The following is a 21,057-nucleotide window of genomic DNA, read 5'->3' as shown; positions in this document are numbered from 1 at the left end:
CGCCCTTTCCTCTTGTCCGGCACGCATGAGCCTGTTCCGCCAAGGCAGCCAGTTCACCCTGATCGGCGCGCTGCAGCTGGCCGTGGATTGCGGCATTTTCATTGCCGCCACTGCCGCCGGCATGCCTGCGGTGCCTGCCAACCTGCTCGGACGTGTCAGCGGTGCAGTGCTCGGATTCTGGCTCAACGGCCGCTACACCTTTGCCCACCAGGATGGCGCACGTCTTGGCTGGCAGCGCTTCCGCCGCTTTGCGGTGATGTGGCTGACCTTGACCATCATCAGCACCTGGTTGCTGTCGGCCACGGTCGATCTGCTCGGCCTGCGTCAGGCCTGGCTGGCCAAACCGCTGGTGGAGGGCGGGCTGGCGATTGTGTCGTTCTTTCTGGGCCGGCATGTGGTGTATCGCTGAGGCCAGGCCAGCGATCACGGCGACCGGCCGCAGGGCACACCCGGCGCGCACTGACCTTTCGGCAGTGCGGGAAGGAGATGGCACCACGAACGGAAGGGCCAGGCGGCCGTGACCGGAGACTGGTCGACCACCCCAGGCCAACCGGCCGCATGCAGACCGGTACGCGTCACTGCATCACCGGCCCGGGCACATCGCCCACAGCCGGTCGATCGCCGTCGGTTAGATCTTGTTACCCGCCTGCTGGCAGAAGTCGCCGAGGCTGCGCACCAGTGCTGCGCGATGCAGCGCGTCCAGTTGCCATTGCACGGCGTAGCGCGCAGCCGCACGCGCGGTGCTGGTCGGGCACTCGGGGGCCGCCCGTGCAGGACCTGCGGCGGCCAGTGCATCGAGCAGCTCGCCTTGCAGTTGATCCAGCCGCGTGCGCAAGGTGGCCAGATCCGGCCGCGCGGTCTCCGGAGCGCGGCCGCGCTCGTGCCAGTGATTCAGCAGTGCGTATTGCACCGCCTTGTTGGCCTCGATCTGCGCGGCAAAGAAGCGCACCGCGTCATCGGGTTCCAGCCCATGCGCGGAGGCCTGATCGCGCACGCTCAGCAATACCGCCGCCTCGCGCGTCTGATCCAGTACCGGCTTGCCGCTGTCCCATTTGCTCAATGCCACCGCATCGCCGATGGCATTGCGCTGCACGATGCGGTCCAGCAGCGGATCCAATGACGGCTGGCTGCGTGCCGGCAACGCGCAGCCCAGCAGCGTCACGGCAAGCGTGGCGGTGATTGCGTAACCGCGAAGGCCTTCGGTCAACCGGGTCATGCAGTTCTCCTCGACTCACAGATGTTGTTTGCCATGGCGCGCCCGATGCGCGGCACGGCGCGGTGGCAGGCAGTGTGCGCGCTCCCGGCCGGCCGATGCGGCCGGCCGCGCAACGGACTCCCCAAAAACGAAAACGCCGGCACGAAGGCCGACGTTTCGGATCCACACCTGGGTGTGGCAGTACCGCTCAATCGCATCGCATGCCCGGCAGCGGGCATGCGCTCGATCAGTGCTTGAGCGTGCGGCGCAGGCGCTCCAGCGCCTGCAGCTGCACCGTCGCCTCGGCCAGCTGACGCTGCGCCTGGGCCACGTCCACGGTCTCGCCACGGTTGGCCAGCAGGCGCTCGGCCTCTTCCTTGACCTTGCGCACGGCGGCTTCGTCGATGTCCTGCGCGCGCACCGCGGTGTCGACCAGCACGGTCACCACCTGCGGCTGCACTTCCAGGATGCCGCCGGAGATGGCGAAGTCCAGCTGTTCGCCACTGGCGGTGGTCACCACCACCTTGCCCGGCTTCAGGCGGGTGATCAGCGGTGCGTGCTTGGGCGCAATGCCCAGCTCGCCCAACTCGCCGGTGGCCACGACCAGCGTCGCCTCACCGTGGAAGATTTCCTTCTCGGCGCTGACGATGTCGCAACGGATAGTGCTCATGGTGGATGCCTCACGTTGTGAGGCGGGGATTGGGGATTAGGGATTCGGGATTGGCAACCGCGGCTTTCACCATGGTCACTCATCTCGTTTCCGCACCCGCTCACCGCCTTACCTAATCCCGAATCCCGAATGCCAAATCCCGGCTGTTACGCCTTGGCGCTCATCTTGTTGGCTTTCTCGACGGCTTCTTCGATGCTGCCGACCATGTAGAACGCCTGCTCCGGCAGGTGGTCGTACTCGCCGTCGCAGATCGCCTTGAAGCCGCGGATGGTGTCCTTCAGCGAGACGTACTTGCCCGGCGAGCCGGTGAACACTTCGGCCACGTGGAAGGGCTGGCTGAAGAAGCGCTCGATCTTGCGGGCGCGCGACACCGACTGCTTGTCTTCTTCGCTCAGCTCGTCCATGCCCAGGATCGCGATGATGTCCTTGAGTTCCTTGTACTTCTGCAAGGTCTGCTGGACGCGCTGGGCGGTGTCGTAATGCTCGTGGCCGATCACCAGCGGGTCCATCTGGCGGCTGGTGGAGTCCAGCGGATCCACCGCCGGGTAGATACCCAGCGAGGCGATGTTACGGCTCAGCGTCACCGTCGAGTCCAGGTGGGCGAAGGTAGTCGCCGGCGACGGGTCGGTCAGGTCGTCCGCAGGCACGTACACCGCCTGGATCGAGGTGATCGAGCCGCTCTTGGTCGAGGTGATGCGTTCCTGCAGCACGCCCATTTCTTCGGCCAGGGTCGGCTGGTAGCCCACTGCCGAGGGCATACGGCCGAGCAGCGCGGACACTTCGGTACCGGCCAGCGTGTAGCGGTAGATGTTGTCCACGAACAGCAGCACGTCCTTGCCCTTGCCGCTGGCGTCCTTCTCGTCGCGGAAGTACTCGGCCATGGTCAGGCCGGTCAGCGCCACGCGCAGACGGTTGCCCGGCGGCTCGTTCATCTGGCCGTACACCATCGCGACCTTGTCCAGGACGTTGGAGTCCTTCATCTCGTGGTAGAAGTCGTTGCCCTCGCGGGTACGCTCGCCCACGCCGGCGAACACGGACAAGCCGCTGTGTGCCTTGGCGATGTTGTTGATCAATTCCATCATGTTGACGGTCTTGCCGACGCCGGCGCCGCCGAACAGGCCGACCTTGCCGCCCTTGGCGAACGGGCACATCAGGTCGATCACCTTGATGCCGGTTTCCAGCAGCTCGGTGCTGGAGGACTGGTCTTCATACGACGGCGCGCCGCGGTGGATTTCCCAATGATCCGATGCCTGCACGTCGCCGGCTTCGTCGATCGGGCGGCCCAGCACGTCCATGATGCGGCCCAGCGTGCCGGCGCCGACCGGCACCGAGATGGCGCGTTCGGTGTTGGTGGCGACCAGGTTGCGCTTCAGGCCGTCGGTGGAGCCCAGCGCGATCGTGCGCACGACGCCGTCGCCCAGCTGCTGCTGCACTTCCAGGGTGATGTCGGTGCCATCGACCTTGAGCGCGTGATACACCTTCGGCACTTCATTGCGCGGGAATTCGACGTCGACGACCGCGCCGATGATCTGAACGATCTTGCCCTGACTCATTTTGCTGCTCCGGTTAGCTTTGTTCTGTCCGAGTGGCCGATGCCATCTCGTTGAATTTTGTGATTTGGGATTCGTGATTGGGGATTCGCCAAGGCGCAACTCGCTGCGCTCCAACCAATCCCGAATCCCCAATCCCGGCCGTGCTTACACCGCGGCCGCGCCGCTGACGATTTCCGAAATTTCCTGGGTGATCGCCGCCTGGCGCGCCTTGTTGTAGACCAGTTGCAAGGTGCCGATCATCTTGTTGGCATTGTCGCTGGCGGCCTTCATCGCCACCATGCGCGCAGCGTGTTCGGAGGCCACGTTTTCCAGCACCGCCTGGTACACCAGCGACTCGATGTAGCGCGTCATCACGTGCTCCAGCACGGTCGCGGCATCGGGTTCGTACAGGTAGTCCCAATCGTGGTGCGCCATCTTGTGCTCGGCGGCCGGCAGCGGCAGCAGCTGGTCGAAGCTGGCCTTCTGGGTCATGGTGTTCACGAAGCGGTTGTAGACCAGATACACGCGGTCCACCTTGCCCTCGATGTAGGCATCGATCATCACCTTGATCACGCCGATCAGCTGCTCGACCTGCGGGCTGTCGCCCAGGTGGGTCACGCTGCCGACCATATTGACCTTGACGCGACGGAAGAACGCCGAGGCCTTCTGCCCGATAGTCACCACGTCGATCTCGGCGCCCTTGTCCTGCCACGGACGCACTTCGCCCAGCATCCTGCGGAACAGGTTGTTGTTCAGACCGCCGGCCAGGCCGCGGTCGGACGAGATCACGATGTAGCCGACCCGCTTGACCTGCTCGCGCTCGACCAGGAACGGGTGCTGGAAATCGGTGCTGGCCTGCGCCAGATGTCCGATCACCTGCTTCATCGCCTGCGCATACGGACGCGAGGTCTTCATGCGGTCCTGCGCCTTGCGGATCTTGGAGGCCGAGACCATTTCGAGCGCGCGCGTCACCTTGCGGGTGTTCTGCACGCTCTTGATCTTGGTTTTGATTTCGCGTCCGCCTGCCATACTCGCTCGCTTCGCTCGCTTAGTGGGAATCGGGAATCGGGATTCGGGATTGGCTAACGCCTCCCTACCTCACCGCTTCCGAGAACCCCGGATGCCTAACTTCTGGGAATGAAAGGCGAGGATTCGGTATCAGCCAACGCCCCGAACCACCGCTCCTACAAATCCCGAATGCCCAATCCCAAATCCCGGCGCCCTTACCAGCTGCCCGTGGTCTTGAACTCTGCGATGCCCTTCTTGAACGCCGCTTCGATGTCGTTGTCCCAACCGCCGGTGCTGTTGATCTTGCTGACCAACTCGCCCTGGGTGTTGGCGAAGTGCGCGTGCAGGCCTTCTTCGAACGCCAGCAGCTTGTTGACCGGCACGTCGTCGAGGTAGCCCTCGTTGACGGCGTAGATCGACAGCGCCTGGTTGGCGATGGACATCGGCGCGTACTGCTTCTGCTTCATCAACTCGGTGACGCGCTGACCGCGCTCGAGCTGCTTGCGGGTGGCTTCGTCCAGGTCCGAGGCGAACTGCGCGAATGCCGCCAGCTCGCGGTACTGCGCCAGCGAGATACGGATGCCGCCGGACAGCTTCTTGATGATCTTGGTCTGGGCCGCACCACCGACGCGCGAGACCGAGATACCGGCGTTCACGGCAGGACGGATACCGGCGTTGAACAGGTCGGTTTCCAGGAAGATCTGGCCGTCGGTGATCGAGATCACGTTGGTCGGCACGAACGCGGACACGTCGCCAGCCTGCGTTTCGATGATCGGCAGCGCGGTCAGCGAGCCGGTCTTGCCGGTCACCGCACCGTTGGTGAACTTCTCCACGTACTCCTCGGACACGCGCGCGGCGCGCTCCAGCAGGCGGGAGTGCAGGTAGAACACGTCGCCCGGATAGGCTTCGCGGCCCGGCGGACGCTTGAGCAGCAGCGAGATCTGACGATAGGCCACGGCCTGCTTGGACAGATCGTCGTACACGATCAGCGCGTCTTCGCCGCGGTCCATGAAGTATTCGCCCATGGTGCAGCCGGCGTACGGGCTGATGTACTGCATCGCAGCCGATTCGGACGCGGTCGCGGCCACCACCACGGTGTGCGCCAGCGCGCCGTTCTCTTCGAGCTTGCGCACGATGTTGGCGACGGTCGAGGCCTTCTGCCCGATCGCCACGTACACGCACTTGATGCCGGTGCCCTTCTGGTTGATCACCGCATCGATCGCCAGCGCGGTCTTGCCGGTCTGGCGGTCACCGATGACCAGCTCGCGCTGGCCACGGCCGATCGGGATCATCGCATCGACCGACTTGTAGCCGGTCTGCACCGGCTGGTCGACCGACTTGCGCCAGATCACGCCCGGCGCAACACGCTCCACCGGCGCGGTCTGGGTCGCGCCCAGCGGGCCCTTGCCGTCGATCGGCTCGCCCAGTGCGTTGACCACGCGCCCCAGCAGCTCCGGACCCACCGGCACTTCCAGGATGCGACCGGTGGTCTTGGCCACGTCGCCTTCGCGCAGGTTCTCGTAGTCGCCCAGCACCACCGCGCCAACCGAATCGCGCTCCAGGTTCAACGCCAGGGCGAAGGTGTTGTTGGGCAGTTCGATCATTTCGCCCTGCATCACGTCGGCCAGGCCGAAGATGCGCACGATGCCGTCGGACACGCTGGTCACGGAGCCTTCGTTGCGCGACTCCGCGGACAGCTTCACCGTCTCGATGCGGGTCTTGATCAGGTCGCTGATTTCGGAGGGGTTGAGCGTGGTTGCCATCGTTCAGTCCTAGGTGCCGGCCGCGAGGGCCGTGCGTTTATGTGAATTCAGTGGGCGAGCGAGCTTTGCAGACGCGCAAGCTTGCCCTTCAGCGAGCCGTCGATGACCACGTCGCCGGTGTCGATCACCGCGCCGCCGATCAGCGAAGCATCCACCGCGGTGGTGATGTCCACCTCGCGGCCAAAGCGTTTGTTCAGTGCTACTGCAATCGTGTCCAGCTCGGCCGGGCTCATCTCGCTGGCCGAGGTCACCGTGGCCTTGACCACGTGTTCGGCTTCGGCGCGCAGCTGTTCGTACAGCCCAGCCACTTCCGGCAGCAGCGACAGCCGCTGCGCATCGGCCAGCAGGCGGAGGAAACGCAGATAGTCTTCGCCGGCCTGCGGCGGCGCCAGCAACGTCACCGCCTGGTCCGGGCGCAGCGCCGGGTTGAGCAGCAGCGCGGCCACGCGCGGGTCGCCGGCCACCTGCGCCGAGAACGCCAGCGCATCGGACCAGGGCGCGAAGCTGCCGCCCTCACGCGCGATCGCAAACGCGGCACGGCCGTAGGGACGGGCAAGTGTGAGGGCCTGACTCATCGCTTAAATCTCCGCCGCCAGCTCGTCGAGCAGCGCCTTGTGGGCGTTGGCGTCGATTTCGCGCTTGAGCAGCTTCTCGGCGCCGCTCACCGCCAGTACCGAGACCTGCTTGCGCAGTTCTTCGCGGGCACGGGTGGCAGAGGCGTCGATTTCGGTCTGGGCCAGCTCCTTCTGACGGTTGGCTTCGGCAATTGCCTCCAGCTTGGCCGCTTCGATGATCTGGTTGGCGCGCGCGTGGGCCTGATCGATGATCTCGTTGGCCTTGGTGCGTGCGTCCTTCAATGCTTCGTTGACCTTTTCCTGCGCCTGCGCCAGATCCTTCTGACTACGATCGGCAGCAGCCAGACCTTCGGCGATCTTTTGCTGACGCTCTTCGATCGCCTGCAGCAGCGGCGGCCAGATCTTGGTCGCGACGATCCAGATCAGACCGGCGAAGGCCAGCGCCTGGGCAAAGATGGTAAGGGTGATATCCATGGGTCGCTCAATCGCTGTTTAGGGGTGAAAGCGCCGCCGCACAGGCAACGCTTTCCGACCTTCATCCGCAGAGGCAACCGCAACGGCTGCCTCCACATCCTGCAACCGCTGGATCAGCCGGCAGCCTGCGACAGACGCTCGATGAACACCTGGGCCAGCGGGTTGGCGAAGGCGAACAGCAGGCCGACGGCGACGCTGATGATGAACGCGGCGTCGATCAGGCCGGCGGTGATGAACATGCGCACCTGCAGCACCGGGATCAGTTCCGGCTGGCGCGCAGCCGATTCCAGGAACTTGCCAGCCATGATGGCCAGACCGAGGCCGGCACCCAGCGCGGCCAGGCCGATCATGATGCCGACGGCGAGGACGGTGGAGCTCTGGACTTGAGCGAGGTTGGTCAGGACGGCGAGGTACATGGTGATCTCCGAACGAAAGTTTCTAAGGGTGATGGATGAACCGGGATGAAGCGTATGAAGGGTGCAACGAAACTCAGTGACTGTCTTCCGACAGGCTCAGGTACACGATCGACAGCATCATGAAAATGAAGGCCTGCAGCGGAATCACCAACAGGTGGAACAGCATCCAGCCGAGGCCGAATACGCCGCCAGCGACCATGCCGGCGATGCCCGCACCGCCCAGCACCCAGATCAGCAGGAAGACGATCTCGCCGCCGAACATGTTGCCGAACAGTCGCATCGCCAACGAAATCGGCTTGCTCAGCCATTCGACGATGTTCAGGAGCAGGTTGAACGGCATCATCCACTTGCCGAACGGCGCCGTCAGGAATTCCTTGGTCATGCCGCCCACGCCCTTGGAGCGCAGCGAGAAGAAGATCATCAGGAAGAACACGCTGATCGACATGCCCAAGGTGGCATTGACGTCGGCGGTCGGCACCGGCTTCCAGGCGTGGATGCCTGCCCAGCCCAGCGGAATGGCGATGAAGTCGGCCGGGATCATCTTGATGAGGTTCATCAACAGGATCCAGAAGAAGATGGTGATCGCGATGGGGGTCACCAGCTTGCTGGTGCCATGGTAGGTGTCCTTGGCCTGCCGGTCGACGAACTCCAGGCAGATCTCCACGAACGCCTGCCACTTGCCCGGAACACCGGCGGTGGCCTTGCGGGTCGCGGTCCAGAACGCCAGCACCATGACCAGGCCCATCAGCACAGCCATGATCAACGTATCGAGGTGGATGGTCCAGAACGTACCGCCACCCTCGCGAACCGGATAGATCAGGTTCTGCAGGTGGTGCTGGATATAGGAGGTAGGTGTTGCTGCCTCGCCCGCCATGTGTACGTAGCCCTTTTAGTTCGGATCAACGCCTGGCCAGAGCCAGAACCTGAAAAATCAGCCCGATGGCGATACCTGCCAACAGAGCCAGAGGGGGCAGCCGCCACAGGCCGAAGCCAAGCGCCAGCGCCACGAAAACCAACACCCACTTCAACACCATCGCCAGGATCAGCCGGACCATGGCAATGCCGGCCGCCTGGATACCGCCCCCGAGCGCGGTACGTGCCGCAACCCAACCACCCAGTACCGTCGCAAACCCGGTCAGTGCCAGACCGGCAGAGTAACCGGGACCGACCAGCAGCAACCCCAGACTGGTTATAGCTACGGCGGCAAGCGGATATACCGCAGCGCGCAGCATCAACCGCCGACCCGCGTCAACGGAGTTCAGCACTACGGTTACCTTAGGTGTGAATGAGTGGGAAGCGCAGTTGCGCCTCGTCGAGCCGCGAAAGTATAGCAATGGGACAAATTGCGAGACAACCGGGGGAAGTCATAACTTGCTGCGGCGCACCAAGTGGACGTCGCAGCAACCGGCGGGAACTTTGCCACAAACCGGCGGTCGTAACCCGCGAGGCCTGCACATCCTCGTCGAAAGGTGGCACCGCAGGCCGCGTCTGGGAGCCCTGGGAGACCGGGGCTCCTGCTTTTTACGCAATGTCGCGCGCCGCGACCTTCCCACCGACGGGCCAATCCGCTGCAGCGCACGATCGTTTGCGCTCCGCAGGTGCCGTGAGCCCGTTCTGGCCGCGCGCATTCAGCCAACCGGGTTGCGCAATTTGCAGGATTGACCGTACTGCGCGGTATGCGCTGACGCACACTTTGCAGGTGCCAGACGGCGCGTCAGCAACAGGGTCATCGGTGTGCGATGCCCATGCCTGTTGACGATGCGGACCGTTTTGTCCGATTGCTATGTCTGCCTTCACGGGTGTGCGACGAGGCCTTCACTTTTGGAAGACGCCGGCTTATCGATAGTGCGCGCCACTGGCTCAACGGCCTGACCATTCCAAGAATTCGGAGCTCCCATGAAACACCTCCTCGCACTGGCGATCCCGTGCGTGCTGGCCGCCGCCTATGTCGCGCCCGCACACGCCGAAGACACCGATGACCGCTTCCAGCTCCGTCTCGGTGCAATGAATGTCGACAACGACAACACCATCCGCGGCAACACGCTGCTGGCCGGCAACAACGTTTCGGTCAACGAAGACTTCAAGCTGGGCGGCAAGGAATGGGAGCCGCGCGTGGATGGCGTGTTCCGCATCAGCACCCGTCAGCGCCTGATCTTCGACTACTTCAAGTACGACAAGGATCGCCGCGAGACGCTGACCCAGGACCTGAGCGCCGGTGGCGTCACCGTGCCGTCCGGCAGCTTCATCAAGGGCGAGCTGAAGTATCAGGTGGCCACCCTGGTGTACGACTACTCGGTGATCGATTCGCCGGAATTCAGCCTGGGCCTGCAGATCGGCGCCGAATACGCCAAGGTCGAGGCCAATGCCTACGCCGACCTGGGCAGCGTGTTCAGCGGCGACGTGGTGGACGAAAGCGAAGACGGCGCTGCGCCGGTGGTGGGCATCCGCTTCACCGCGCGTCCGAGCGAGCACTGGCTGTTCAATGTGCAGGGCCAGTACCTCAACACCAGCTGGGGCGATTTCGGCGATTACGAAGGCGATCTGAGCCGTGCCAACGCGATGGCCGAATACCGCTTCACCAAGAACTTCGGCATCTTCGCCGGCTACGACTGGTTCAAGCTCGACGTCGACCAGCGCGGCAGCGACGGCCTGATCGGCCTGAAGCAGGAATTCAAGGGCCCGGTGGCAGGCGTGACCTTCGCGTTCTGATCCACGCGTCCACGTTGTACCAACGACGCCCCGCCTCGCGCGGGGCGTTGTCGTTTGAGCGCTGCAGGCATCACGTCAGGGGCAGGTGCAGCGCCTGACGCCAGCAGCCGTTGCATGCCGGGACACCGAGGCAGGCGCCGCTTCCGCAATGGCCGAAGCATTTCCCGCCGAATGTGTCGCTGCGCGGGTGCCAACGGCGGTGGCGTGCTGCAGCGTGGGAGCCAGCGGCCTCACTTCGCCACGCGCTGGCCCCCCTTGATCACGTCCTGCACGCGCGTCAACACGCTCACATCCTGCAGTGGATCGCCATCGACCGCGATCAGGTCCGCGTAGCGTCCCGGCACCACGGCGCCGACATCGGCGCTGCGTCCCAGCGCGTCGGCAGCGTCCACCGTGGCGGCGCGAATCGCCTCCAGCGGGGTCATGCCGCACTCCACCATCTTGGCGAACTGGCGTGCGTTGTCGCCATTGGGGTACACCCCGCCATCGCTGCCGAACACCAGCTTGACGCCGGCCGCATGCGCGGCGCGAAAGGTCTCGCGTTGCTTGCGGCCGACCTGCCGTTCCTTCTCCAGCGACTCGGCGAACAATCCGTTCTTCTCGCCTTCGGCCAGGATGTAGTCGTCGTTGTAGATGTCCATCGAGAACCAGGTGCCATGCGCCTTGGCGAGCTTGAACGACTCGGCGTCGGCCAGGCTGGCGTGTTCGATGGTGTCGGCACCGGCACGGATCGCATCGTTGATGCCGGACGTGCCATGCGCATGCACGGCGACCTTCAGGCCCAGCCGGTGCGCCTCGTCCACCAGCGCACGCATTTCCTCCAGGCTGTATTGCTGCCCGCCCACGCTGTCGGTCTTGGACAACACGCCACCGGTGCCGCAGAACTTGATCACTTCGGCGCCGTACTTGCGCAGCGTGCGTACCGCGGCGCGGATCGCGTCCGGCCCGTCGGCAACGCCGGGGCCGGTGACGGTAACCGACGGCGGAAACTCGGTGGCGTCGCAATGCCCACCGGTCGCACCTATGCCGTAGGTGGCCGGCACGATGCGCGGGCCGGGCACGGTGCCGCGCTCGATCGCCTGCTTGAGCGCGACATCGTCGTAGTGGAGCGAGCCGACGTTGCGCACGGTGGTGAAGCCGGCGCGCAGCGTCTCTGCCGCATTGGCCACGCCGACCACGGTCCAGAAGTTGTCGGTGAATTCCAGGCCCTTGTAGCCGCCCAGGGTGGGATCCACGGTGAGATGCACATGCATGTCGATCAGGCCCGGCAACAGCGTGCGCGTGCCCAGATCGATGCGCTGCGCCTGCGCCGGCAACGGATCGCCTTGCCGACCGACGCGGGTGATGCGGCCGGCGACCACTTCGATCTGCGGCGCCTGCACATAGCGGCCGGCCTGCACGTCCAGCAGGCGCGCGGCGGTGATCACGGTGGTCTGTGCCTGCGCAGCCCACGACGCACACAGGCAGCTGGCAACGGCGAGCAACGCCGGCAAACGCATCTTCGACATCTGGGTCGTCCCTGAGGTGCGAACGGGGTGTCCGCGCACCGATGGTGCAAGCGCGCTGCGGGCTGCGCAAGCGCCAGATGCGCGATCTCGCACGAGGGCATCGCCTTGCGTGGTGGCGGCGCCCCTGTCGAAGGCGCGAGCGATGCGACGTCGCCACGCACCAGACTAGCCCGCCTGCCAGATGCGCTGCGGAATCGGCCTGCAGCGGATCGCCCTGTCGACGCATGCCATCGAGCGCAGCCGCCAGGCCACATGGCAGTGCGTACCGCGCAGCAGTACCGAAAAAAAATCCGCGCACGCAGACACACCGCGTGCGCCCAGGCGTCGCCCACGGCGCGAACCGCATTGCGCTGTCCATGGCCGCGGCGATGACGCGCCCCTGCGCCCATAACGACCACGCCCCGCACAAGGCGGGGCGTGGTTGGCAGCGCCGCGTGTGCAGTGCCTACTTCTTCTTCGGAATGTACAGGTCGGTGATGGTGCCGTCGTAGACCTCGGCCGCCATGCCGACCGACTCGCTCAGGGTCGGGTGCGCATGGATGGTGTGGCCAATGTCTTCGGCCTCGGCGCCCATCTCGATGGCAAGACCAATTTCGGCCAGCAGGTCACCGGCATGGACGCCGACGATGGCACCACCGATGACGCGGTGGGTATCCTCGTCGAAGATCAGCTTGGTGAAGCCTTCGGTGCGGCCGATGCCGATCGCGCGGCCGCTGGCGGCCCACGGGAACTTGGCCACGCCGACCTTCAGGCCCTTGGCCTTGGCTTCGGTCTCGGTGACGCCGACCCAGGCGATTTCCGGGTTGGTGTACGCCACCGACGGGATCACCCGCGCCACCCATTCCTTCTTCTCGCCGGCAGCCACTTCGGCGGCCAGCTTGCCTTCGTGGGTGGCCTTGTGCGCCAGCATCGGGTTACCGACGATGTCGCCGATGGCGAAGATGTGCGGCACGTTGGTGCGCATCTGCCGATCCACCGGAATGAAGCCACGTTCGGTGACGGTGACACCGGCCTTGTCGGCACCGATCTTCTTGCCGTTGGGCGAACGGCCCACGGCAACCAGCACACGATCATAGGTGGTCGCATCCAACGCCGGCTTCTCGCCCTCGGCGGCTGCTTCGAAACCAACGGTGATGCCCTTCTTGTCGGCCTTGACGTCGGTGGCCTTGGTCTTGAGATAGACCTCGACGCCCTGCTTCTTCAAACGATCGGCCAACGGCTTGACCAGGTCCTTGTCGGCGCCCGGCATCAGCTGGTCCATGAACTCGACCACGGTGACCTTGCTGCCCAGCGCGCTGTACACCGTGGCCATTTCCAGGCCGATGATGCCACCGCCGACCACCAGCAGAGTCTTGGGGATGTCGTGCAGTTCTAGCGCGTCGGTGGAGTCCATCACGCGCTTGTCGTCCCACGGGAAGTTGGGCAACTTCACCGCCTGCGAGCCGGCGGCGATGATGCAGTGCTCGAAGCGCAGCAACTGAGTCTTGCCGTCGTCGCCGACGATCTCCAGCTCGTTGGGCGAGACGAACGTTGCCACGCCGGTGACGGTGCGCACCTTGCGCTGCTTGGCCATGCTGGCCAGCCCGCCGGTCAGCTTGCCGACCACTTTCTCCTTGTATTCGCGCAACTTGTCCAGGGTGATCTTGGGCTGGCCGAAGTCCACGCCGAAGTCGCCGGCATGGGCCACTTCATCGATCACCGCAGCGGCATGCAGCAGCGCCTTGGACGGGATGCAGCCGACGTTGAGGCAGACCCCGCCCAGGCTGGCGTAGCGCTCGATCAGCACCGTGTCCAGGCCCAGGTCGGCGGCGCGGAAGGCAGCGGTGTAGCCGCCGGGGCCGGCGCCGAGCACCACCATCTTGCATTCGATATCGGCGGCCTTGCCGCTGGCCAGCGCCGGCTTGGGCGCGGCCGGTTCGGCCGGGGCGCGGTGCGACGGCGTCACTGGCGGCTTGCTGCCGGGTGCGGCGGCCGCAGGGGCCGCAGCAGGCGCAGCGGCCTTGGTCTCGGCCTTGGCCGGCGCAGGCGCAGCGGCCTCGCCTTCGGTTTCCAGCAGCAGCACCACCGCCCCTTCGGACAGGGTGTCGCCAATCTTGACCTTGAGTTCCTTGACCACGCCGGCAGCCGAGGATGGCACCTCCAGCGTGGCCTTGTCCGACTCCAGCGTCACCAGGCCCTGGTCCTTGGCCACGCTGTCGCCGACGGCGACCAGCACTTCGATGACGGGGACATCGCTGTAATCGCCGATGTCGGGAACCTTGATTTCAATGACCGCCATTTGCTTCTCCTGTAGCTCAACCGGCCGTGCCGGCAAGCGTCTGCTGGAGTTCATCCAGCGACGATTCGATTTGGGTCCAGCGCTTGTCGCGCTTCTTTTCCTTGCCTTCGCTGGCCTCGATCAGCAGCGCGGCCTGCTGCAACAGCAGCTCGCCGGCACCGCAGCTCGGGCGGGCGCCGCTGTAGCGCACGCCTTCGACCTGGAACGAGATCACCTCGCCTTCGGTGACCGGTGCGGTGCGGCCAGTGGGAGCCAGCTGGGTCAAGGCAGTGGTCCAGTTGCTGACCAGGCGCCTGGCCAGGGCGGCCGGAATGGGGATCTCGACCGTTTCCGGGGTCTGTTCAGTGCGGAACTGCACGCTGCCGCGGCCAGCCTCGCTGAGCCAGCTGTAGACGCGCTCGTCGGCGCGGCTATGCCGCAGGGTCCAATCGGCGCCTTCCTTGCCCGGTACCAGCGACACGCCGCTTTCCACGCCGCGCACGGGCAGCGTCAACAGCGCAAGCGCCGGCTTGCTGCCGCCATCGAGCAGGGTGGTGACGGCGGTGCCGTAATTGCCCACCGCCGGCGGCCAGCCGCGCCCCAGGGTGCTGTCGCACTCGCGTGCGACCGCGCCGGTCCATGGCAGCACGCCGAGCACGGCGATCGTCAGCGATGCGCGCCTCACAGCAGGACGCGACGCATGTCGGCCAGCACCTGGCTGAGGTAGGTGGTGAAGCGGGCCGCCAGCGCGCCGTCGATGACGCGGTGGTCGTAGCTCAGCGACAGCGGCAGCATCAGCTTGGGCGCGAATTCCTTGCCGTTCCACACCGGCTGGATCGCCGACTTGGACACGCCCAGGATCGCCACTTCCGGCGCATTGATGATCGGGGTGAACGCAGTGCCGCCGATGCCGCCCAGCGAGCTGATCGAGAAGCAGCCGCCGCTCATGTCGGCCGGGCCCAGCTTGCCGTCGCGCGCCTTCTTGGCCAGCTCGCCGCTTTCCTGGGCGATCTGCAGCACGCCCTTCTTGTCGACGTCGCGGATCACCGGCACGACCAGGCCGTTCGGGGTGTCGGCGGCGAAGCCGATGTGGAAGTACTTCTTCAGGGTGAGGTTCTCGCCAGCCGCATCCAGCGAGGCGTTGAACTCGGGGAACTTTTTGAGCGCTGCGGCGCTGGCCTTGACCAGGAAGGCGAGCATGGTGAGCTTGATGCCGGCCTTCTCGTTCTCCTTGTTCAGCGCCACGCGCAGCGCTTCCAACTCGGTGATGTCGGCCGATTCGAACTGGGTGACGTGCGGAATCATCGCCCAGTTGCGCGCCAGGTTGGCGCCGGAAATCTTCTTGATGCGCGACAGCGGCTGGGTTTCGGTCTCGCCGAACTTGCTGAAGTCCACCTTCGGCCAGGCCAGCAGGTTCAGGCCATTGCCGCCGCCAGCCGCTGCGCCGCCCGCTGCAGCCGGCGCGCCACCGCTGAGGGCGGCCTTCACAAAGCGCTGCACGTCTTCGCGGGTGATGCGGCCGCCCTTTTCGCTGCCCTTGAGCTGGTTCAGGTCCACGCCCAGCTCGCGCGCGAACACGCGCACCACCGGGCTGGCGTAGGGCACCTTGGACGGCAGCACGCTGTCGGCATCGAAGGTCACCGGCGGGCTGGACGGGCTGCCGGCCGACGGCTGGCCGCCCTGCACCTGCGCGATCTCGCGCTGGGCAAGCTTGTCCGGCTCGGCCGGCACGGCGACCGGCTCCACCTTGCCGGCGGTTTCGGCGGTCTCGGTGCTGGCCTTGGCCGGCGCTTGCGCCGCGCCGGCACCGCCATCGCTGGCGGCGATGATCGCCACCACGTTGCCCTGCGAGAGGGTGTCGCCAACCTTGACCTTGAGTTCCTTGACCACGCCGGCAGCCGAGGACGGCACTTCCATCGTGGCCTTGTCCGATTCCAGCGTGACCAGGCTCTGGTCCTTGGCGACGGTATCGCCCACGGCCACCAGCACTTCGATCACCGGGATGTCGGTGTAGTCGCCGATATCGGGCACGCGCGCCTCGACCAGGCCACCGTCGGATGCGGCGGGCTTGGCGGCGGCCGGTTCGGCCTTGGCGGCCGGCGCCGGGGCGGCAGCAGGGGCGGCCTTGGCCGGAGCAGCGGCAGGCGCTGGCTTGGCGGCAGTGTCGGCGCCGGCATCGGCCACTTCGATCAATGCCACCAGGGCGCCCTGCGACAGCGAATCGCCGACCTTGACCTTGAGTTCCTTGACCACGCCGGCTACCGACGAAGGCACTTCCATGGTGGCCTTGTCCGATTCCAGCGTGACCAGGCTCTGGTCCTTGCTGACCGTATCGCCGACCGACACCAGCACCTCGATTACCGGGACGTCGCTGTAGTCACCGATATCGGGGACAAGTGCTTCCTTGATTTCGGCCATACGGGGAACTCCGGCAACAGATGGGGAAACCCCTATTGTGGCCGGCCACGGGCCGCAGCGCCAACCATTGCCGATGAAAAGATCGCTTGCCGGGCGGAATGCAGTGTCTGCGCACGCCATTGCAGGATCATTTCGACGCGCGTCGATCCACCTGCAACAGCTGCAATGGCGCGCCCGATGGCAAACGATACGCCAGCGCATTGTCCAGCGCGTCGAGGGCTTGGAGCTGGGTGCACAGCTGCTGCGCGCGCGGCCGTAGTGCGCGTGCCTGCGGCTCGACCAGGCGCTCGATGCGCTGTTCCAGGCCATCGAGCGAGCGCAGCCGCGCAGCGTTGCCGGTCAGTGCCGATTGCACTGCGCCGGCAATCACATCGCCGATCAGCTGCGGCAAGAGCTCGGCGACCAGTGCACCGATGTCGTCATCGACGTCGACGGCAGTGAGCTGACTGTTGGCAAAGCTCTGCTGCAAACGCAGATCGATCTTCTCGCGCACTCCGGTCAGCTGCACACGCGTGGCATGCGGATCACGGCTGAAGCCGGCGGCCACCTCGCCCAGTGCGGTGATCGCGATATCGGCAGCCTCGCGCCCGACCTGCTGCGCCAACGGCACCACCTCGCGGGTCTGCCGTTCGAAACGGATCAGCCGATCGCGATCGTCCGCGCTCAGCGCCACCCAGGCATCGTCGACGAACAAGGCGCCCTGGCGCAGGACCAGCCGCCGCGGCGCATCCGCGTCGCGGATGAAAATGACGCTGCGCGCAGACAGGGTGAGGTCGTAGTCGCTGCTGACATTGCAGTGCAACTCGTCGGCCAGTGCCGCCGGCAGTGCACCGGCCATGCCCAGCAACACGGCCGTTGCTCCCGCCAGCGTACGCCCGATCGTCATGTCGCCACTCCCTTGGATGCCGGGTGCAGCATGGGCGCGGGCGCCGCACATCACCATGTGCCGGAGGCTGGCATGACTTCTGGCGGCCGGAGCATCGCAGATGAGATGGCGATAGGCGCGGGTGCAGGCCCTGCCTGGCCGATGATGTGCCCGCAGGCGCGCGCCGCATCAGTCCTGTACGGCATCGCGTAGCGGCTGCCACGCCTGGGACAGGCGAGGCAGGGACCAGGCGGCATTGGCCGGGCTGGTGGACGGCAAGGCCATCATCGCCACCGCGCGCGCGTCGGCCGACAGCAGCGGGTGCACATGCCGGCGCCAGGCCTGCGCGGCCGCGGCGCCATTGCAGGCCACAAGGCGCAGCTGCGGGAGCGTGGCCAGCACGGCGGGCAACGGGTTGATCACGATGCTGTCCGCGACGATGGACGCATCCAGGCTGCCGCGTCGTTCGCACTGGCCGATCACGTCCCACACGCCAACACCGCACGCATTCAATTCCTGCAGGCGGGCCGGATAGCTTGCTGCTGCATCAATGCCCAACAGGGCATGCATCAAGGGCCAGAAACGATTGCGTGGATGCGCGTAGTACTGGCCTGCATGCAGCGAGGCGACGCCTGGCATCGAACCGACTACCAGCACACGACAATCGCGGCGAATGTGCGCTGGCAAGCCTTCGCATGCGTCGTTTTTCGTCACGGCGATCGCATCTGCGTGAATGTGTTTTTCAGCCTGCATCGCGCAACCACGGCCTTCTCCGGAGCGTTCCTGAACAAACGGAATTTTAGCGGGCCGCAGGTAGGCGTGGATTCAGATTTTTGGGAATAGTTTTGGCGCGGCCCACTCCACGGGCCCAACAACAAGACGAGGAGACCCTCATGCGTTCCATTTCCATCCTGAGCCTGGCTGCTGTATCCGCACTTGCGATTGCACCGTCCGCGTTCGCGCAGGACACCACCTATACCGGTGATACCTCCTCGACTTCTTCCAGCAGCGGCGACACCGCGTCCGGCAAGCATTGGGCCGTGGTCGGTGGCGTGGCACTGCTGGATCCCAAAAACGATCCGGCTCCGGGCCTGGACGTCGATGGCGGCCCGGCACCGACGCTGAGCGCAAGCTACTACATCAATGACAACTGGGCCGTCGAAGTGTGGGGCGCAGCCGACAAGTTCAACCACCGCGTCAACGCCGATGGCGTGGGCAAGGTGGGGACCGTCGAGCAGCAGCCGATCGCCATCAGCGGCCAGTACCACTTCGGCCAGGCCGACAACGTGTTCCGCCCGTTCGTGGGCGTGGGTTACTACGAATCGAACTTCAGCAACGAGAAGATCGACGCGGCCTCGCCGAACGGCCAGCACGTTGGCCTGGATACCGCCAAGGGCGTGATCGGCACCGTTGGCGTGGACATGAACATCAACTCCACCTGGTTCGCACGCGCCGACGCCCGCTACATGCGTTCGCGTCCGGAACTGCGCGTCGGCGGCCAGGGCATCGGCAGCGAGCTGGAACTGGATCCGTGGACTGTCGGCTTCGGTATCGGCGCCCGCTTCTAAGCACACCAATTAACTAAGCACCTCACCAAACAGGCCCGCAAGGGCCTGTTTTTTTGATTAAAATCTCAGTTCGATGGGAATTTTACGTTTAGGATTTCGTTGCGGGGGGATGGATCGCGTAGAAATCAGCGCGAATTCTTCAATTAAATATGGAGATACCATGAGCACAAGATGCCATGCAGCAGCGATATTTCTTCTTGCACTCGTTTCCTTTGGAGCTCAGGCTCAGACAACCGTCCCTACCACAGGACTTGGAACGTGCATTGACTTTATAACCTCCCAATCAACGACACTTACTGGACAAATAAACAGCAGTACCACTTTCAAGATCGCTTACGGCTCGGCCAGCTATACAGACATGCCAAATAAAGTTGTATATATCCGAAATTATAGCTGCGCAATTTAAGATATGCCGGGCATGTATTTTACAGTCTCAGCCCTAGCCCATGAATTTGGTCACGTGAAATTCAACTATTCGTTTGCCAAAACGACTCGGCAGGCATATATAGACGAAGCATGCAAAATGGAAGGACTTGCCGTAACAAATAACATAGTTGCAAGGAATGAAATATGGAGTTCCACTCAAAATAGCATAGACATTAAGCTTGCAGCATCAAATCTCGATCAGCTTTTCGGATTTTACTATGCTGGAGGACCTAATGTGGCATCAAACGTTGGAAAATCCTTCTGCGCGAACAACGTAACCTCAACCACAGGACAGAACTATAACGTATATTATGGAGAGCAATATGACAAACTTCCTTAACAGACCATCATATTCCCGCCTTGCAATAATGCTGCTTGGTGCTCTGATTGCACCCTCAGTATATGCAACTAAAATTTCAGCAGCGACAGTAGCGACAGCAGCGGATGCTGCTCGTACGTTTGAACTAGCCGAAGAAATTTCGAGAAATATCAAAAAATCACCCACTGAATTTATTAGCTCATGGCCTGGAGCCAGAATTTCGACGCCGAACCTGAAAAGCGAAGGAATGTATAACGTTAGCGGGGGAACATTAAAAATAGGCGATCACCTGACTGCCAAGGACTCTTCCATATCAATATCAGCCGATAAAAAAAATATCGAATCAGTCTTACTGAGTCTGGAAGGTTCCTGCATCTCTCGCCAGGACTTCAAGAGCCGATACTCGAATTATCTGATTTCAAATATTCCGAGAGGACAGAGTAGTTCAGAAACATTGACTTTGGCCGTCGTTAAAAATCAGGAGAAGATGGAGTTTTCGTTCCCGGAAGCGTCCCCAGATTGCCTAAGTGCCATTCGCATAGCACCAGCAGATGCGCAGACGCTCAAAGCTGCGGAAGCATTTAATTGATTGGGCATATTTTAAATTGTTACTGCCAGCACCAAGAGGGCTGGCAGTAACAGGGGGTGACACCTTAATACCACTCATCCTGACCGGATAAATGGTGCCTAGTGAGACACAATCTGAGCACGTGTTGAGATTCGAGGTTTGTAAAAATGCCAGTTACTTCGGGATTGTGCGTTGGTAAGGCTTCAATTTAAGGATCACCGCCAGTAGACGCTGCCGCGCAGGCGTGCGCTGCGCCAGCGCCACCACAGCAAGGTGGCGTAGGCGAGTGCATAGCCGAGCAGCACGCCGGCCGCGCCCAGCAGGCTGGCATGGCTCAGCCAGCCCTCGACAGGCCACGCCACGCCCTGCCATGTACTGCGCCAGCCCTGCACCATGCCGGCGATCACCCGCACCACCACCAGCACCGTCAGTGCCAGCACCAGCCACAGGTTGGGGCGGTAGAACAGGCCCTGCGCGGTGCGCTCGAAGCGGGTCAGGCGCACAGCGACGACCCCCAGCACCAGCCCGCAGGCCCAGCCGGAGGCGGCATGGCTGATCGCACCTGGCCAGAACGCCGCGGCAATCAGGGTGAAGACGACAAACAACACACTGGACACCACCGCCGACGACAGGTTGATCATCAGCAACCAGCCACGCGCCTGGCGACGCGCGGTGCCGACCCGAAAGCGCTGCAGCAACGACAACGGAAACAGCACCGCTAACACCGCAAGGGCAATGATCACGGCCAGCGGGATGGCAAGCAGCAGAGGCATGGGACGCAGGTCG

At 64.1% G+C, this 21,057-nt stretch carries 22 protein-coding genes and 1 pseudogene; 6 read left to right on the top strand and 17 right to left on the bottom strand.

Annotated features, from left to right (window positions below; translation table 11 throughout):
* Positions 1-25 precede the first annotated feature (25 nt).
* A complete protein-coding gene (locus tag XcodCFBP4690_RS09845) occupies positions 26-409 on the top strand; it encodes a GtrA family protein (protein WP_104540777.1) in 384 nt (127 codons plus the stop codon).
* A 219-nt stretch (positions 410-628) separates the two neighbouring features.
* Here XcodCFBP4690_RS09845 and XcodCFBP4690_RS09840 read toward each other — a convergent pair whose 3' ends face one another.
* The 10 genes from XcodCFBP4690_RS09840 to XcodCFBP4690_RS09790 form a co-directional block, all read right to left on the bottom strand.
* Complete coding sequence (locus XcodCFBP4690_RS09840) at positions 629-1,216, bottom strand: chorismate mutase (RefSeq protein ID WP_104540776.1); 588 nt, start codon at positions 1,214-1,216, stop codon at positions 629-631.
* A gap of 226 nt (positions 1,217-1,442) precedes the next feature.
* Complete coding sequence (locus XcodCFBP4690_RS09830; protein ID WP_104540774.1) at positions 1,443-1,865, bottom strand: F0F1 ATP synthase subunit epsilon; 423 nt, start codon at positions 1,863-1,865, stop codon at positions 1,443-1,445.
* A gap of 146 nt (positions 1,866-2,011) precedes the next feature.
* A complete protein-coding gene (atpD, locus tag XcodCFBP4690_RS09825) occupies positions 2,012-3,418 on the bottom strand; it encodes a F0F1 ATP synthase subunit beta (RefSeq protein WP_017155237.1) in 1,407 nt (468 codons plus the stop codon).
* Positions 3,419-3,562: 144 nt separating this feature from the next.
* Positions 3,563-4,426 (bottom strand): F0F1 ATP synthase subunit gamma, encoded by an 864-nt coding sequence (atpG, locus tag XcodCFBP4690_RS09820; RefSeq protein ID WP_104540773.1) that lies wholly within the window; start codon positions 4,424-4,426, stop codon positions 3,563-3,565.
* A 194-nt stretch (positions 4,427-4,620) separates the two neighbouring features.
* The gene (gene atpA / locus XcodCFBP4690_RS09815; RefSeq protein ID WP_104540772.1) at positions 4,621-6,168 is read right to left on the bottom strand and encodes a F0F1 ATP synthase subunit alpha; all 1,548 of its coding nucleotides are present in this window, start codon (positions 6,166-6,168) and stop codon (positions 4,621-4,623) included.
* A 47-nt stretch (positions 6,169-6,215) separates the two neighbouring features.
* Positions 6,216-6,743 carry a F0F1 ATP synthase subunit delta gene (locus XcodCFBP4690_RS09810; protein ID WP_104540771.1) on the bottom strand — a complete coding sequence of 176 codons (528 nt, stop codon included), beginning with the start codon at positions 6,741-6,743 and terminating at the stop codon, positions 6,216-6,218.
* 3 nt (positions 6,744-6,746) lie between these two features.
* Entirely contained in the window at positions 6,747-7,217 is a 471-nt protein-coding gene (locus XcodCFBP4690_RS09805) for a F0F1 ATP synthase subunit B (protein WP_053502091.1), read from the bottom strand.
* Positions 7,218-7,330: 113 nt separating this feature from the next.
* Positions 7,331-7,633: a F0F1 ATP synthase subunit C gene (atpE, locus tag XcodCFBP4690_RS09800; protein ID WP_002814105.1), complete on the bottom strand. Its 303-nt coding sequence runs from the start codon at positions 7,631-7,633 to the stop codon at positions 7,331-7,333.
* 73 nt (positions 7,634-7,706) lie between these two features.
* Positions 7,707-8,507 carry a F0F1 ATP synthase subunit A gene (atpB, locus tag XcodCFBP4690_RS09795; protein ID WP_104540770.1) on the bottom strand — a complete coding sequence of 267 codons (801 nt, stop codon included), beginning with the start codon at positions 8,505-8,507 and terminating at the stop codon, positions 7,707-7,709.
* A 25-nt stretch (positions 8,508-8,532) separates the two neighbouring features.
* Complete coding sequence (locus XcodCFBP4690_RS09790) at positions 8,533-8,898, bottom strand: hypothetical protein (RefSeq protein ID WP_104535274.1); 366 nt, start codon at positions 8,896-8,898, stop codon at positions 8,533-8,535.
* Between the two features lie 631 nt (positions 8,899-9,529).
* On the opposite strand from XcodCFBP4690_RS09790, the gene XcodCFBP4690_RS09785 reads away from it, so the two are divergent.
* Complete coding sequence (locus tag XcodCFBP4690_RS09785; protein ID WP_167394554.1) at positions 9,530-10,342, top strand: hypothetical protein; 813 nt, start codon at positions 9,530-9,532, stop codon at positions 10,340-10,342.
* Positions 10,343-10,572: 230 nt separating this feature from the next.
* On the opposite strand, the gene XcodCFBP4690_RS09780 is transcribed toward XcodCFBP4690_RS09785, so the two are convergent.
* The 6 genes from XcodCFBP4690_RS09780 to XcodCFBP4690_RS09755 all read right to left on the bottom strand — a co-directional run bounded on the left by XcodCFBP4690_RS09780 (position 10,573) and on the right by XcodCFBP4690_RS09755 (position 18,047).
* On the bottom strand, positions 10,573-11,850 hold the full coding sequence (locus tag XcodCFBP4690_RS09780) for a Xaa-Pro dipeptidase (RefSeq protein ID WP_208622719.1): 1,278 nt from the start codon (positions 11,848-11,850) through the stop codon (positions 10,573-10,575).
* Positions 11,851-12,295: 445 nt separating this feature from the next.
* Positions 12,296-14,128 (bottom strand): dihydrolipoyl dehydrogenase, encoded by a 1,833-nt coding sequence (gene lpdA, locus XcodCFBP4690_RS09775; RefSeq protein WP_104540769.1) that lies wholly within the window; start codon positions 14,126-14,128, stop codon positions 12,296-12,298.
* A gap of 16 nt (positions 14,129-14,144) precedes the next feature.
* The gene (locus XcodCFBP4690_RS09770; RefSeq protein WP_104540768.1) at positions 14,145-14,792 is read right to left on the bottom strand and encodes a hypothetical protein; all 648 of its coding nucleotides are present in this window, start codon (positions 14,790-14,792) and stop codon (positions 14,145-14,147) included.
* Entirely contained in the window at positions 14,789-16,525 is a 1,737-nt protein-coding gene (gene aceF / locus XcodCFBP4690_RS09765; RefSeq protein WP_104540767.1) for a dihydrolipoyllysine-residue acetyltransferase, read from the bottom strand. Before aceF ends, XcodCFBP4690_RS09770 begins: the two co-directional genes overlap by 4 nt.
* Before the next feature lie 127 nt (positions 16,526-16,652).
* The gene (locus XcodCFBP4690_RS09760; RefSeq protein ID WP_244183613.1) at positions 16,653-17,411 is read right to left on the bottom strand and encodes a DUF2884 family protein; all 759 of its coding nucleotides are present in this window, start codon (positions 17,409-17,411) and stop codon (positions 16,653-16,655) included.
* A 168-nt stretch (positions 17,412-17,579) separates the two neighbouring features.
* On the bottom strand, positions 17,580-18,047 hold the full coding sequence (locus tag XcodCFBP4690_RS09755) for a DNA-deoxyinosine glycosylase (RefSeq protein WP_244183611.1): 468 nt from the start codon (positions 18,045-18,047) through the stop codon (positions 17,580-17,582).
* Between XcodCFBP4690_RS09755 and XcodCFBP4690_RS23065 the strand changes: the two genes are divergently transcribed.
* From XcodCFBP4690_RS23065 to XcodCFBP4690_RS09740, 4 genes and pseudogenes are all read left to right on the top strand, one after another.
* Positions 17,985-18,233, top strand: a complete 249-nt coding sequence (locus tag XcodCFBP4690_RS23065; RefSeq protein WP_244183620.1) for a hypothetical protein — start codon at positions 17,985-17,987, stop codon at positions 18,231-18,233. The two genes, XcodCFBP4690_RS09755 and XcodCFBP4690_RS23065, sit on opposite strands and share 63 nt — an antisense overlap.
* A gap of 50 nt (positions 18,234-18,283) precedes the next feature.
* Entirely contained in the window at positions 18,284-18,958 is a 675-nt protein-coding gene (locus XcodCFBP4690_RS09750) for an OmpW/AlkL family protein (RefSeq protein WP_104540765.1), read from the top strand.
* Between the two features lie 160 nt (positions 18,959-19,118).
* Positions 19,119-19,724 (top strand): annotated as a pseudogene (locus tag XcodCFBP4690_RS23420) (hypothetical protein).
* Complete coding sequence (locus XcodCFBP4690_RS09740) at positions 19,708-20,292, top strand: hypothetical protein (protein WP_244183609.1); 585 nt, start codon at positions 19,708-19,710, stop codon at positions 20,290-20,292. The pseudogene XcodCFBP4690_RS23420 and the gene XcodCFBP4690_RS09740 overlap by 17 nt, the downstream one beginning before the upstream one ends.
* A gap of 194 nt (positions 20,293-20,486) precedes the next feature.
* Here the strand turns inward: XcodCFBP4690_RS09740 and XcodCFBP4690_RS09735 are convergent, their stop codons facing one another.
* Positions 20,487-21,044: a CcdC protein domain-containing protein gene (locus tag XcodCFBP4690_RS09735; protein WP_104540856.1), complete on the bottom strand. Its 558-nt coding sequence runs from the start codon at positions 21,042-21,044 to the stop codon at positions 20,487-20,489.
* Between the last annotated feature and the right edge of the window lie 13 nt (positions 21,045-21,057).

Origin of the sequence: Xanthomonas codiaei, from assembly GCF_002939785.1 — a bacterium.
GTDB lineage: Bacteria > Pseudomonadota > Gammaproteobacteria > Xanthomonadales > Xanthomonadaceae > Xanthomonas > Xanthomonas codiaei.
The sequence above is the reverse complement of the archived record's forward strand: the minus strand, read 5'-3'. Positions and strand labels throughout refer to the sequence as shown.

Bases quoted from the DNA above. Each gene is read 5' to 3' on its own strand.
- XcodCFBP4690_RS09845 (WP_104540777.1), top strand. From the start codon at position 26: ATGAGCCTGTTCCGCCAAGGCAGCCAGTTCACCCTGATCGGCGCGCTG.
- XcodCFBP4690_RS09840 (WP_104540776.1), bottom strand. From the start codon at position 1,216: ATGACCCGGTTGACCGAAGGCCTTCGCGGTTACGCAATCACCGCCACG.
- XcodCFBP4690_RS09830 (WP_104540774.1), bottom strand. From the start codon at position 1,865: ATGAGCACTATCCGTTGCGACATCGTCAGCGCCGAGAAGGAAATCTTC.
- atpD (WP_017155237.1), bottom strand. From the start codon at position 3,418: ATGAGTCAGGGCAAGATCGTTCAGATCATCGGCGCGGTCGTCGACGTC.
- atpG (WP_104540773.1), bottom strand. From the start codon at position 4,426: ATGGCAGGCGGACGCGAAATCAAAACCAAGATCAAGAGCGTGCAGAAC.
- atpA (WP_104540772.1), bottom strand. From the start codon at position 6,168: ATGGCAACCACGCTCAACCCCTCCGAAATCAGCGACCTGATCAAGACC.
- XcodCFBP4690_RS09810 (WP_104540771.1), bottom strand. From the start codon at position 6,743: ATGAGTCAGGCCCTCACACTTGCCCGTCCCTACGGCCGTGCCGCGTTT.
- XcodCFBP4690_RS09805 (WP_053502091.1), bottom strand. From the start codon at position 7,217: ATGGATATCACCCTTACCATCTTTGCCCAGGCGCTGGCCTTCGCCGGT.
- atpE (WP_002814105.1), bottom strand. From the start codon at position 7,633: ATGTACCTCGCCGTCCTGACCAACCTCGCTCAAGTCCAGAGCTCCACC.
- atpB (WP_104540770.1), bottom strand. From the start codon at position 8,507: ATGGCGGGCGAGGCAGCAACACCTACCTCCTATATCCAGCACCACCTG.
- XcodCFBP4690_RS09785 (WP_167394554.1), top strand. From the start codon at position 9,530: ATGAAACACCTCCTCGCACTGGCGATCCCGTGCGTGCTGGCCGCCGCC.
- XcodCFBP4690_RS09780 (WP_208622719.1), bottom strand. From the start codon at position 11,850: ATGTCGAAGATGCGTTTGCCGGCGTTGCTCGCCGTTGCCAGCTGCCTG.
- lpdA (WP_104540769.1), bottom strand. From the start codon at position 14,128: ATGGCGGTCATTGAAATCAAGGTTCCCGACATCGGCGATTACAGCGAT.
- aceF (WP_104540767.1), bottom strand. From the start codon at position 16,525: ATGGCCGAAATCAAGGAAGCACTTGTCCCCGATATCGGTGACTACAGC.
- XcodCFBP4690_RS09760 (WP_244183613.1), bottom strand. From the start codon at position 17,411: ATGACGATCGGGCGTACGCTGGCGGGAGCAACGGCCGTGTTGCTGGGC.
- XcodCFBP4690_RS23065 (WP_244183620.1), top strand. From the start codon at position 17,985: ATGCGCGTAGTACTGGCCTGCATGCAGCGAGGCGACGCCTGGCATCGA.
- XcodCFBP4690_RS09750 (WP_104540765.1), top strand. From the start codon at position 18,284: ATGCGTTCCATTTCCATCCTGAGCCTGGCTGCTGTATCCGCACTTGCG.
- XcodCFBP4690_RS09740 (WP_244183609.1), top strand. From the start codon at position 19,708: ATGACAAACTTCCTTAACAGACCATCATATTCCCGCCTTGCAATAATG.
- XcodCFBP4690_RS09735 (WP_104540856.1), bottom strand. From the start codon at position 21,044: ATGCCTCTGCTGCTTGCCATCCCGCTGGCCGTGATCATTGCCCTTGCG.